Source organism: Billgrantia gudaonensis (assembly GCF_900100195.1).
GTDB lineage: Bacteria > Pseudomonadota > Gammaproteobacteria > Pseudomonadales > Halomonadaceae > Halomonas > Halomonas gudaonensis.
Genome location: NZ_FNES01000003.1, coordinates 361279 through 372822 on the forward strand (window position 1 = coordinate 361279; position 11544 = coordinate 372822).

Annotated in this window: 12 protein-coding genes; 2 read left to right on the forward strand and 10 right to left on the reverse strand. The window is 65.3% G+C overall.

The features are described 5' to 3' along the window. Window positions 1–48 precede the first annotated feature (48 nt). The 9 genes from thrC to ffh all read right to left on the reverse strand — a co-directional run bounded on the left by thrC (window position 49) and on the right by ffh (window position 8420). Window positions 49–1437 carry a threonine synthase gene (gene thrC / locus BLP96_RS05645; RefSeq protein WP_089683983.1) on the reverse strand — a complete coding sequence of 463 codons (1389 nt, stop codon included), beginning with the start codon at window positions 1435–1437 and terminating at the stop codon, window positions 49–51. A gap of 86 nt (window positions 1438–1523) precedes the next feature. Further along, the gene (locus tag BLP96_RS05650; RefSeq protein ID WP_089683985.1) at window positions 1524–2840 is read right to left on the reverse strand and encodes a homoserine dehydrogenase; all 1317 of its coding nucleotides are present in this window, start codon (window positions 2838–2840) and stop codon (window positions 1524–1526) included. Window positions 2841–2941: 101 nt separating this feature from the next. Beyond that, complete coding sequence (locus BLP96_RS05655; RefSeq protein ID WP_089683986.1) at window positions 2942–3682, reverse strand: DsbC family protein; 741 nt, start codon at window positions 3680–3682, stop codon at window positions 2942–2944. 2 nt (window positions 3683–3684) lie between these two features. After that, on the reverse strand, window positions 3685–4578 hold the full coding sequence (xerD, locus tag BLP96_RS05660; RefSeq protein ID WP_089683988.1) for a site-specific tyrosine recombinase XerD: 894 nt from the start codon (window positions 4576–4578) through the stop codon (window positions 3685–3687). Window positions 4579–4671: 93 nt separating this feature from the next. Beyond that, entirely contained in the window at window positions 4672–5028 is a 357-nt protein-coding gene (gene rplS / locus BLP96_RS05665) for a 50S ribosomal protein L19 (RefSeq protein ID WP_089683990.1), read from the reverse strand. Between the two features lie 121 nt (window positions 5029–5149). Beyond that, window positions 5150–5932: a tRNA (guanosine(37)-N1)-methyltransferase TrmD gene (trmD, locus tag BLP96_RS05670; RefSeq protein ID WP_089684096.1), complete on the reverse strand. Its 783-nt coding sequence runs from the start codon at window positions 5930–5932 to the stop codon at window positions 5150–5152. A gap of 20 nt (window positions 5933–5952) precedes the next feature. Further along, complete coding sequence (gene rimM / locus BLP96_RS05675; protein ID WP_089683992.1) at window positions 5953–6510, reverse strand: ribosome maturation factor RimM; 558 nt, start codon at window positions 6508–6510, stop codon at window positions 5953–5955. A gap of 23 nt (window positions 6511–6533) precedes the next feature. Continuing rightward, window positions 6534–6782 (reverse strand): 30S ribosomal protein S16, encoded by a 249-nt coding sequence (gene rpsP / locus BLP96_RS05680; protein WP_089683994.1) that lies wholly within the window; start codon window positions 6780–6782, stop codon window positions 6534–6536. 228 nt (window positions 6783–7010) lie between these two features. Next, window positions 7011–8420, reverse strand: a complete 1410-nt coding sequence (ffh, locus tag BLP96_RS05685) for a signal recognition particle protein (protein ID WP_089683996.1) — start codon at window positions 8418–8420, stop codon at window positions 7011–7013. A gap of 290 nt (window positions 8421–8710) precedes the next feature. On the opposite strand from ffh, the gene BLP96_RS05690 reads away from it, so the two are divergent. After that, a complete protein-coding gene (locus BLP96_RS05690) occupies window positions 8711–9508 on the forward strand; it encodes a cytochrome C assembly family protein (RefSeq protein ID WP_089683997.1) in 798 nt (265 codons plus the stop codon). A 113-nt stretch (window positions 9509–9621) separates the two neighbouring features. Beyond that, a complete protein-coding gene (locus tag BLP96_RS05695; protein ID WP_089683999.1) occupies window positions 9622–10905 on the forward strand; it encodes an HlyC/CorC family transporter in 1284 nt (427 codons plus the stop codon). A 19-nt stretch (window positions 10906–10924) separates the two neighbouring features. Here BLP96_RS05695 and BLP96_RS05700 read toward each other — a convergent pair whose 3' ends face one another. After that, window positions 10925–11530 (reverse strand): TetR/AcrR family transcriptional regulator, encoded by a 606-nt coding sequence (locus BLP96_RS05700; protein ID WP_089684001.1) that lies wholly within the window; start codon window positions 11528–11530, stop codon window positions 10925–10927. Window positions 11531–11544: the final 14 nt, after the last annotated feature.

An 11544-nucleotide genomic window follows, 5' to 3' on the forward strand; every position in this document is an offset into this window, starting at 1 on the left:
CCTCCTCTTCGGTCTGTCCCCTGCGCCCCTCGCTTCTAGCTTTCAGCTTTAGCGACGATTCTCGGCGACGAACTTCTGCACCTCGGTCAGCTCCGCCGGCAGCACGACATAGCGTTCCTCGCGCTCCAGCAGGTCCTCCATGTGCGGCGGCAGCGGCACGCCCGGGAAGCCGGCCTTGACCACCGCCTCGGCGAACTTGGCCGGGTGGGCCGTGGCCAGGGTGATCATCGGCGTCTCGGCGTCGGCGCGCGCCCGCTCGGCGGCGCGGTAGCCGGTGGCGGTGTGCGGGTCGAGGATCTCCTGGGTGCGGTGGTGCGCTTCGCGGATCGCCTCGAGGATGGTGGCGTCGTCCACGCTGTGGCTGGCGAAGCGCTCGCGCAGGCTGGCCAGCGGCGCCTCGGCCAAAGCGGTGGGCTCGACCTGGAAGCGCTCGAGCAACGCCGCCACGGCGGCGCCGTCGCGCCCGTAGGCCTCGAACAGCAGGCGCTCGAAGTTGGACGACACCACGATGTCCATGGAGGGAGCGAGCGTCGCTACCAGCTCCCGCTTGGAGAAGTCATTGGCGGCCAGCGTGCGGTGCAGGATGTCGTTGGCATTGGTGGCGACGATGAACTGCTTCACCGGCAGCCCAGAGCGATACGCCATGTAACCGGCGAAGACGTTGCCGAAGTTGGCCGAGGGCACGCAGAAGCTCACCGCGCGGTGCGGCGCACCCAGCGCCACGGCCGAGGCCACGTAGTAGACGATCTGGGCCATGATGCGCGCCCAGTTGATCGAGTTCACCGCCACCAGGCGCGTGCCGTTCAGGAACGCCTGGTCGGCGAAGCTCGCCTTGACCATCGCCTGGGCGTCGTCGAAGTTGCCCTCGATGGCGATGTTGAAGACGTTGTCGGCGAGCACCGTGGTCATCTGGCGGCGCTGCACTTCCGAGACGCGGTTGTGCGGGTGGAGGATGAAGATGTCGAGGTTGTCGCAGTGGCGGCACCCTTCGATCGCCGCCGAGCCGGTATCCCCCGAGGTGGCGCCCATGATCACCGCGCGCTCGCCGCGCTTGGCCAGGAAGTGGTCGAGGATGCGGCCGAGCAGTTGCAGGGCTACGTCCTTGAAGGCGAGCGTCGGACCGTGGAAGAGCTCGAGCAGGAAATGGTTGGCATCGAGCTGGTTGAGCGGCACCACGGCATCGTGGCTGAAGGTGGCATAGGCGTCGCGTACGATGCCACGAAACGTCTCATCGTCGATCTCGCCGCCCACGTAGGGCTGCATGACGCGAAAGGCGATCTCGGCATACGACAGCCCGGCCATGGCGGCCAGGTTCTCATGGGACAGCCGGGGAACGGTCTCCGGAACATAGAGGCCGCCATCGCTGGCCATCCCGGTGAGCACGACCTCCTCGAAACTGAGCGCGGGCGCCTGCCCGCGGGTACTGATATAACGCATGCTTCACTCCGTGAGTGACGAGCTTCGAGCCTCGAGCTACGAGCTGTCTGTGCTCGAAGCCCGAAGCTCGCGGCTCGAAGCCGAAATCATTCCTGCTCGTCGAGGCTTTCCACCCGAATGCGGGTGACCGAACCGGCGATATCGGCCATCGACTCGATCTGGCGGATCGCCTCGTTCATGTGCTTCTCGCGACAGCTGTGAGTCAGCAGGATGATCGGCACCAGTTCGCCTTCGGTGGCCTCCTTCTGCACCAGCGCCTCGATGGAGATGCCCTGCTCGGAGAGAATGGTGGCCACTCGCGCCAGCACCCCGGGGCGATCCACCGCCAGCAGCCGCAGGTAGTAGGCGGTGACGATGTCCTCCATGGGCAGGATCGGCTGGTTGCCGTCGCCCTCGCCGATGCCGCTGAAAGCGAGATAGGGCACCCGATAGTGGTGATCGGTGGCGATGTCGCGGGCCACGTCGAGCAGATCGGCGACCACCGCCGAGGCGGTCGGCTCGGCACCGGCACCGGCACCGTAGTAGAGGGTCGGCCCCACGGCATCGCCCATGATGGCGATGGCGTTCTTGACGCCGTGCACATTGGCCAGCAGGCGATCCTTGGGAATCAAGGTGGGGTGCACGCGCAGCTCGAGCCCGGCGTCGGTACGCTTGGAGATGCCCAGGTGCTTGATGACGTAGCCCAGGTTGTCGGCCTGTTCGACGTCGTCGAAGGTGACCCGCGAGATCCCCTCGGTGTAGGCCTTCTCGAACTGCAGCGGCACGCCGTAGGCGATGGATGCCAGAATCGTGAGCTTGTGGGCGGCGTCGATGCCTTCGACGTCGAAGGTCGGGTCCGCCTCGGCATAGCCCAATGCCTGAGCTTCGGCCAACACGTCCTCGAAGGCGCGCCCTTCGCTGCGCATGTGGGTGAGAATGTAGTTGCCGGTGCCGTTGATGATGCCGGCCACCCACTCGATGCGGTTGGCGCCGAGCCCCTCGCGCAGCGACTTGATCACCGGAATGCCGCCGGCCACGGCGGCCTCGAAGGCGACGATCACGCCCTGCTCGTGAGCGGCCTTGAAGATCTCGTTGCCGTGCACGGCGATCAACGCCTTGTTGGCGGTCACCACGTGCTTGCCGTTGGCGATGGCCGTGAGCACCAGTTCGCGAGCCACCTCGTAGCCACCCAACAGCTCGACCAGCACGTCGACGTCGGGATTGCGCGCCACCTCGTAGACGTCGGTGGTGGTCTTGATGCCGGTGAGGTCGCACTCAGGGTTGAGGCTGCGATGCGCGACCTGTTCGACGACGATCGGGCGGCCGGCCCGCCGGGCGATGTCGTCGGCATTGCGCATCAGCACGTTGAAGGTGCCGCCACCGACGGTCCCCAGACCACAGATTCCCACTCTCACCGGTTTCAATGTCCTGCTCCCCTGATCGTTGTGTGTCCAGATTGTGAAGGGCGTGACGGTGCCTGGCACCGGCCGCCCTTTCATCGACGGCGAGGATGTCGCCGCTGCTGTCAGTCGTTCAACCCGAGCATGCCGGCCAATCGCTCCGCAGGCACGTAGCCTGGCACCAGACGGCCGTCCGGCAGCACGATGGCCGGCGTGCCCTTGACGCCGAGCGCCTGCCCCAGATGATACTGCGCCTCGACCGGATTGTCGCAGTCCGTGCCGTTTTCGAGCGACTCGCCGCGCTTGGCCGCCGTCATGGCGACTGCCGGGTTGTCGGCACACCACACCTGCTCGAGCAGCCGCGCGCCCTTGGCATTCATGCCGGTGCGCGGAAAAGCCAGGTAGTGTACCTCGATCCCCAGTTCGTTGAGGCGCGGCACTTCTTCATGGAACTGGCGGCAGTAAGGACAGGTCGTGTCGGTGAACACCACCACCTCGGCCTGGGTTTCGGTCGTGTCCCGATAGACAACCCGCTCCTCTTCGGGCACCTCGGCCAACCGCTCGGCACGCTCGCCGTTGCGGGTCCGCTCGCTGAGATTGACCAGCCCCTGCTCGCCGTTCTCGTAGAGATCCCCTACCAGAAAGTACTCGCCATCGGCATCGCTGTAGAAGGTCTCGCCGTTTTCCAGGAGAACTTCGAAGAAACCTTCCAGCGGCGTCTCGCGAACGCTTTCCACCGGCATCGACTGACCGCGCACTTCGAGACGCTCGGCCAGCCGTTCGGTCTCGCTGGCGTGTGCGGTGACGGACAGAGTCAAGCTCAGGGCCAACAGAACACCGGTACGACGCAAGGACGTTTCGAACATGATCAACCTCTGGGGTGATGGGCGGAGTGCAGGGCTTCGAGGCGCGCCTGCGCCACATGGGTGTAGATCTGGGTCGTCGAGAGATCGCTGTGACCCAGCAGCAGCTGTACGACACGCAAGTTGGCACCATGATTCAACAGGTGCGTGGCAAAAGCGTGGCGCAAGGTGTGCGGTGACAAGGGTCTCTGAATATCGGCAGCACGCGCATGTGCCTTGATGCGATGCCAGAACGCCTGCCGGGTCATGCAGGCATCGCCCCGACCGGGAAACAGCGCCGGTCGCGCCGGATCCCGCATCAGGCCCCCTCGCGCCGTACGCAGATAGCGCGTGAGCCAGTGTACGGCTTCCTCGCCCAGCGGGACCAGCCGATCCTTGTCGCCCTTGCCACGCACCCGCACCACTCCCTGGCGCAGGTTGACGGCATCGGTGGTCAGGCCGACCAACTCCGAAACGCGCAGCCCACAGCCGTAAAGCACCTCGAGCATGGCTCGGTCGCGTACCCCCAGGTCGGTGGCGACGTCAGGCGCGGCCAACAATCGCTCGACCTCGGCTTCGTCCAGGGTGTTCGGCAGGCCCGGTCGCACTCGTGGCAGACGTACCTCGGTCAGCGGGTCACTGGCAATGTGCCCTTCGATCAACGCCCAGCGATAGAAACGCCGCAGGCTCGACAACAGCCGGGCGTTGCTGGCCAGCCGGTAGCCGGCCGCGCGGCGTTCTTCGAACCACGCCGGCAGCGTCTCCGGCTGGGGGGCGAGCAGGCTGTCGCCCGCGGCCTCCAACTGGGCGGACCAAGCTTCCAGGTCACGGCGATATGCCGCCAGGGTGTGGTCGCTGGCCCCCTGCTCGAGCCACAGCGCATCCAGAAACGTCTCGAGCAGAGGAGTGTCTCGACTCATGGCCCCTTCCTCCAGGCCGAAATCACGAAACCCCGCCCCGCGAATGCGGTGGCGGGGTTTCCAGTCTGTGCAACGAGTCCATGCAACGGTTCGTTACGACAGCTTCTCCTTGATGCGGGCAGACTTGCCGCTGCGCTCGCGGAGGTAGTAGAGCTTGGCCTGGCGCACGTCGCCCCGACGCTTCACCTCGATGGAGTCGACCAACGGACTGTAGGTCTGGAAGGTCCGCTCGACGCCCACGCCGTGGGAGATCTTACGCACGGTAAAGGCAGAGTTGAGACCGCGATTGCGCTTGCCGATGACGACGCCTTCGAAGGCCTGAAGACGCTCGCGGTTGCCTTCCTTGACCTTGACCTGGACGACCACGGTATCGCCGGGGGCAAACGCCGGCACCTCTTTGCTCATCTGCTCGGCTTCGAGCGCCTGGATCACCTTGTTCTTGCTGCTCATGACATTGACTCCTCGATAACTTGACCCACCGGACGGCTTGAATTGCCGGCGGATCGTGACCCCGGCGCTCGAGCGAGCTCGAGAGCGCGGGTGCTTGGTTGGTGACACAGGTGCACGGTGACTAGTGCTGTGCCGTGCCCTGCACCTCCGCCTTGTCGGCGTATTCTTCGATGAACTCCGCGAGCAGCTCCCGCTGCTCGTCGCTCAACGCCCTGCCCTCCAGCAGGTCGGGGCGCCTTAGCCAGGTCCGCCCCAGCGACTGCTTGATTCGCCAGCGCCGAATGGCACCGTGATTGCCGCTGAGCAGCACCTGCGGTACCCGCCGGCCGTCGATTTCTTCCGGCCGCGTATAGTGCGGGCAATCCAGCAACCCTGCGTTGAAGGAGTCCTCGACCGCGGAATCCTGATGTCCGAGAACACCCGGCACCAGCCTGGCCGCGGCATCGATCAGCACCATGGCCGGCAGCTCGCCGCCGCTGAGCACATAGTCGCCGATCGACCACTCCTCATCGATGTCGGCTTCCACGACCCGCTCATCGATGCCTTCGTAGCGCCCGGCCACCACCACCAGAGGTGGGCCGGATGCCAGTTCCTGCACGCCCCGCTGATCCAGTCGCCGCCCCTGGGGCGACAGATAGATCACTCGCGGGCGCTGGCCGGTGGCCTCGACGGCCCGCTGCCTGGCGGCGTGAATGGCTGCCCGCAGCGTATCGACCTTCATCAGCATGCCGGGGCCGCCGCCATAGGGGCGATCATCCACGGTGCGATGGCGGTCGGTAGCATGGTCGCGCGGATTCCAGAACTCCAGCGCAACGCGCCCCGTGGCCACCGCCCGTCCGGTGATGCCATGGCGAGCGATCGCCTCGAACATTTCCGGAAACAGCGAGACGACGCCGACCCACAGCCCGGCTGCAGCTCGCTCGGTCAAAACGTCGGATCCCAGTCGACCGTCATCCGACCCGCTTCGCGATCCACGGCAACGATCACTTCATCGGGCAGAAAGGGCAGCAGTCGTTCGCGATCGTCGATGGCTGCCGGTTCGCCAAGGGGATCCCCCCGGACCACGAGAACATCGTTGGCGCCGGTCTCGAACAGGTACTGGACCCGACCGAGAACCTGGCCTTCGCGGGTCACCACCGTGAGCCCCTCGAGCTCGTACCAGTAGTAATCACCGCGCGGCAGCGACGGCAGTGCCGACTTGGGCAGCAGGATCTCGGCACCGGCCAGCGCCTCGGCCGCCTCGCGGGTGCCGCAGCCTTCGAGTTGCGCCACCAACCCCTTGCCGTGACGCCGCCCTTGAACCAGGCGATAGCGGCTCAGTACATCACCCTGACGCACCACCCACTCGCCGTAGTCGAGGATGCCGTCCATTGGGCTGGTGTAGGAGTAAACCTTGAGCCACCCCTTGACGCCGTAGGGGCTGGTCAACTTGCCCAGCACCACATGGTCGCCCGCCTCATGGCGTTCGGCCTGCGCGTTCATGATGCCACCCCCGGCGGGCAGGCTCAGGCCTGCTTGCGGGCTTCCTTGACCAGCTCGGCCACGCGAGCCGAAAGCTGGGCGCCATGCTCCTGCCAGTGAGCGATGCGATCCAGATCGACGCGCAGGCGCTCTTCACCGCCGCGCGCAATGGGGTTGAAGAAACCCAGGCGCTCGATGAAGCGGCCGTCCCGCGACTTGCGCGAGTCGGTCACGGTGAGATGATAGAAGGGACGCTTCTTGGCGCCACCACGTGCCAGACGAATGGTAACCATGGCCTAGTCTGTCCTTCGGTTGTGTTGGATTCGGTCACGACGATGGCCGCGGCATTCGCGGTCCTGCCAGTGAAGACGCAGCATTCTACGGAAAACAGCCCCGCTTGGGAACCTTTTTCGGGCCCAGAAGCCTGCTGGACTTGACCGATCGTCGCGAGAAGCTCGGGGTTCGAGACAGGTTCATCGACCCGACGAGGCGAATGACGCGCCATTCGACGAGCCAGGCGCCTACCGCCAGGGCATCCCGCCGGGGCCGCCCATGCCTCCTGGCCCGCCAGGGCCTCCCGGTCCGCCGCCGCCCATCATGCCGGACATGCCGCGCATCATCTTCTGCATGCCGCCCTTCTTGCCGGCCTTCTTCATCATCTTCTGCATCTGCTTGTGCTGCTTGAGCAGGCGATTGAGGTCGGGTACCTGCAGCCCGGCACCGGAGGCGATGCGCCGCTTGCGCGAACCGTTGATGATTTCCGGACGGCGACGCTCCTGAGGAGTCATCGAGTTGATCAGCGCCTCGAGCTTGCCGAGCTCCTTCTCTGGGCCCGGACCCTGTGCCATCTCGGCCATCTGACCCATGCCCGGCAGCTTGCCCATCAGCCCCCCCATGCCGCCCATCTTCTTGAGCTGCTGGAGCTGGTCGCGGAAGTCCTCGAGATCGAAGCCCTGCCCCTTCTTGACCTTCTTGGCGAGCCTCTCGGCCTTGCCCTTGTCGACGGTGCGCTCGGCCTCTTCGATGAGCGACAGCACATCGCCCATGCCGAGAATGCGCGACGCCACGCGATCGGGGTGGAAGGGTTCCAGAGCATCGACCTTTTCGCCCACGCCCATGAACTTGATCGGCTTGCCGGTGATGTGGCGCACCGAAAGCGCTGCGCCGCCGCGAGCGTCGCCATCCGCCTTGGTGAGAATCACCCCGGTCAGCGGCAACGCTTCGCTGAAGGCCTTGGCCGTATTGGCGGCATCCTGGCCGGTCATGGCGTCGACCACGAACAGCGTCTCCTGGGGCGCGACGGCTTCGTGCAACGCCTGGATCTCCGCCATCATGGCTTCGTCGATGGCCAGGCGGCCCGCGGTGTCGACGAGCACCACGTCGTGAAACTGGATCTTGGCGTGCTGGATCGCTGCCTTGGCGATGTCCACCGGCTGCTGATCGCTGCGCGACGGGAAGAAGTCGACTTGGACCTCCCTGGCCAGCGTCTCGAGCTGGTCGATGGCCGCCGGGCGGTACACGTCGGCGGAAACCACCAGGACCTTTTTCTTCTCGCGCTCGCGTAGGTAACGAGCCAGCTTGGCCACGGAAGTGGTCTTGCCCGCGCCCTGTAGACCGGCCATCAGCACGACGGCAGGCGAGCCCTTGAGCGCGAAGCCGTCATTGGCCTCGCCCATGACCGCTTCCAGCTCCTGCTGGACGATCTTGACGAACTGCTGGCCCGGCGAGAGGCTCTTGGAAACTTCCTGCCCCACGGCACGTTCGCGCACGCGCTCGATGAAGGTCTTGACCACCGGCAGGGCGACGTCGGCCTCGAGCAGCGCACGCCGCACCTCGCGCAGGGTTTCCTTGACATTGTCCTCGGTCAGGCGCGCCTGACCCTTGATGGACTTGAGCGTCTGCGACAGCCGCTCACTGAGGTTCTGGAACATGGGGCTCTCCGGCGACGAAACGGGTAGACGTCGATCCTGACCGGTGACTGACGGGACGGCTGCGACGATCCACCGCAGAAACCGTGTCTACCCGTGCGCAAAGCGGTGACGGGCCGGCTGGCAGCAGCCATCCGACTGTCCTTTGAGCGAAGATTATACGCACAGTGACCGCCAGTCTCCATGCATGACGAACGTCATCGCTGTGCGACCGAGCGCGTATTGGGTATAGTGACGTCGCAATTCACTTTCGAGATGCATTGACGCCGGCAACGGCGCACGGACGGCAACTGATGCAGGCGCTTCCACTGGCCATCATGGCTTTCGTTCTCTACTTGGGTGCCGCCTCCTGGCAGGGGCTCACGCTAATGCGGCGGGTACCGCCCCGGGCCGCCCTCGTGCGCATGCTGGGGCTCATGGGGCTGCTGTTCCACGTGCCGGTGGCGGCCAAGCTGCTCGGCCAGACCCCCGGCCTGCTGCCCGGCCTGTCGGCCAGTGCCGTGATCGTCACGGCGGTCATGGTCTTCCTGCTGCTCACGGTAAGCCTGGCCAAGCCAGTGCTCAACATTGCGGTGGGGCTGTTCCCCCTCTCCGGGGTGGCTCTGCTGATCGCGGTAGGGCTGCCAAGCCCCGCGGGCAGCGGCGGCATGACGCCGGGTATCGCCCTGCATGCCATCAGTTCGGCGCTGGCCTTCGGCGTGCTGGTGATTGCCGCCATGCAGGCGGTGCTGCTGGGCGTGCAGAACCAGGCGCTGCGCCACCATCACACCCGCGGCGTGGTGCAGGCCCTGCCCCCGCTGACCACCATGGAGCGCTTGCTCTTCGAGCTGATCTGGGCCGGCATGATTCTGCTCACGCTGTCGATCGTCAGCGGCTTCGTGTTTCTCGACAGCATGTTCGCCCAGCACCTGGCCCACAAGACCATCCTGTCGTTGGCGGCCTGGGTGATCTTTGCCATCCTGTTGATCAGTCACCACATCCTGGGCTGGCGCGGCATGCGCGCGGTGCGCTGGACGCTGGGCGGCTGCGCCGTGCTGCTGATCGCCTACTTCGGCACCAAGTTCGTGCTGGAAGTCCTGCTGCGCGGCTAGGCTGCCTCCGAACGGGGCGGACTCGCGACACGGCCTGCCGCGGAAGTCGCCTTGACACTCCCCGAGCGAACCCCTACAACACGGGGCTAACACGCCTGTGAGGATCCTTCGACTTGAGCGACGACTTCCCCTTGGGATTGCTATTCGGCCTGCTTGTCCTTCTCATCTGTCTGTCCGCCTTCTTCTCCAGCTCCGAGACCGGCATGATGTCCATCAACCGCTATCGCCTGAGCCATCAGGCGAGCAGCGGTGACCGCGCCGCCCGTCGCGTACTGCGCCTGCTGGCCCGGCCCGACCGCCTGATCGGCGTGATCCTGATCGGCAACAACCTGGTCAACAACCTGGCGGCGGCCATCGCCACGGTGCTCGCCATCCACTTCTTCGGCGAGGTATCGGGGCCGGCCATCGCTCCGCTGATTCTCACCATCGTGATCCTGATCTTCGCTGAAGTGAGTCCCAAGACCTATGCGGCGATCAAACCCGAGCGCATCGCCTACCCTGCCTCACTAGTGCTCGAGCCGCTGCTGAAGCTGCTCTATCCGCTGGTGTGGCTGGTCAGCACGCTGTCCAACGGACTGTTGCGCCTGGTAGGCGTGAAACAGATCGACGGAAGCGCCGACCACCTGACCCGCGACGAGCTCCGTACCGTGGTGCACGAGGCCGGCACGCTGATTCCCCATCGCCACCAAGCCATGCTGCTGTCGATCCTCGATCTGGAAAACGTCACCGTGAACGACATCATGGTGCCACGGCACGAAGTGGTGGGCATCGACCTGGACGATGACCTCGAAGACATCCTCGCCCAGTTGCGTACCAGCCAGCACACCCGGGTACCGATCTTCAAGGGCGACATCAACAACATCATCGGCATGCTGCATTTGCGCAATGCGGCGCGCTTCCTGTCGCGGCCGGAAGTGACCAAGGCGGCGATCGTTCAGGAAGCGCGCGAGCCCTACTTCATTCCCGAGTCGACTCCGCTGCATACGCAGTTGCTCAACTTCCAGAAACAGAAGCGACGCATCGGCATCGTGGTGGACGAATACGGCGACGTGGAAGGGCTGGTGACCCTGGAGGACATCCTCGAGGAGATCGTCGGCGAGTTCACGACCGACATGGCCAGCCAGGACCAAGAGATCTATCGGCAGGACGACGGCAGTCACGTCATCGAGGGTACCGCCAATATCCGCGACATCAATCGCCTGCTTGGCTGGCAACTTCCCACCGACGGTCCCAAGACCCTCAACGGGCTGATCCTCGAGCACCTGGAGTCGTTCCCCGACGGCGCTGCCTGCCTGCAGATCGGCAGCGTGCGCATGGAGATCCTCGAGGTCCGTGACAACCTCATCACCGCGGCACGCTGCTGGCAGGCACCTCAGCGTCGAGCACGCCCCGACTGAACGGGACGAGAAGCGCGCCTCAAGCGCGCTGGCTGAGCCCGGCGAGAATGGTGACGAGAAGCTGGTCGATGAGCTCGCCCACTTCGAGCTGCTGGCCCTGCCAATACCCCAGGCGTTCATTGAGGCCCAACTGGACCAGGCCGTGCACGCTTCCCCACAAGGTACGACTCAAACGCCGCGCCTCGAGGTCGTCCAGCGCCGGCTGGTACTCCTTGAGCGTAGCCTCGACACGCACGAACAGGGCCTCGATCATATCGGACTGGCGTCGATCCAGTTCGCCCTCCTGGGCCAGCGGGTAGTCGAACAGCAGTTGCCAGCGATAAGGCTCGCGCTGGGCGAATTGCCAGTAGGCCAGGGCCAACCCCTTGAGGCGCGCCTCGGGACCGGCATTTTCCAGCGGCGCTATCACGCCCCGCAGCAGATCCAGCGTCTCCAGGTTCACATGCTGGAGCAGATTGCCGAAACTGCCATAAAGCTTGAGCAGGGTGCTCGGAGCGCAGCCCACCTCGCGAGCCAACGCGCGCAGCGACAGCGAGTGGACGGGGTTGTCCTGCAGCCATGCATCGCAGGCGGACATGACCTGGGCATGGAGCGCTTCGGGCGCATGCTGTCGGGGACGGGCCATGAGATTCCTCGCCG

Coding starts and splice junctions, on each gene's coding strand:
- thrC (WP_089683983.1), bottom strand. CDS start 1,437: ATGCGTTATATCAGTACCCGCGGGCAGGCGCCCGCGCTCAGTTTCGAG.
- BLP96_RS05655 (WP_089683986.1), bottom strand. CDS start 3,682: ATGTTCGAAACGTCCTTGCGTCGTACCGGTGTTCTGTTGGCCCTGAGC.
- xerD (WP_089683988.1), bottom strand. CDS start 4,578: ATGAGTCGAGACACTCCTCTGCTCGAGACGTTTCTGGATGCGCTGTGG.
- rplS (WP_089683990.1), bottom strand. CDS start 5,028: ATGAGCAGCAAGAACAAGGTGATCCAGGCGCTCGAAGCCGAGCAGATG.
- rimM (WP_089683992.1), bottom strand. CDS start 6,510: ATGAACGCGCAGGCCGAACGCCATGAGGCGGGCGACCATGTGGTGCTG.
- rpsP (WP_089683994.1), bottom strand. CDS start 6,782: ATGGTTACCATTCGTCTGGCACGTGGTGGCGCCAAGAAGCGTCCCTTC.
- ffh (WP_089683996.1), bottom strand. CDS start 8,420: ATGTTCCAGAACCTCAGTGAGCGGCTGTCGCAGACGCTCAAGTCCATC.
- BLP96_RS05690 (WP_089683997.1), top strand. CDS start 8,711: ATGCAGGCGCTTCCACTGGCCATCATGGCTTTCGTTCTCTACTTGGGT.
- BLP96_RS05700 (WP_089684001.1), bottom strand. CDS start 11,530: ATGGCCCGTCCCCGACAGCATGCGCCCGAAGCGCTCCATGCCCAGGTC.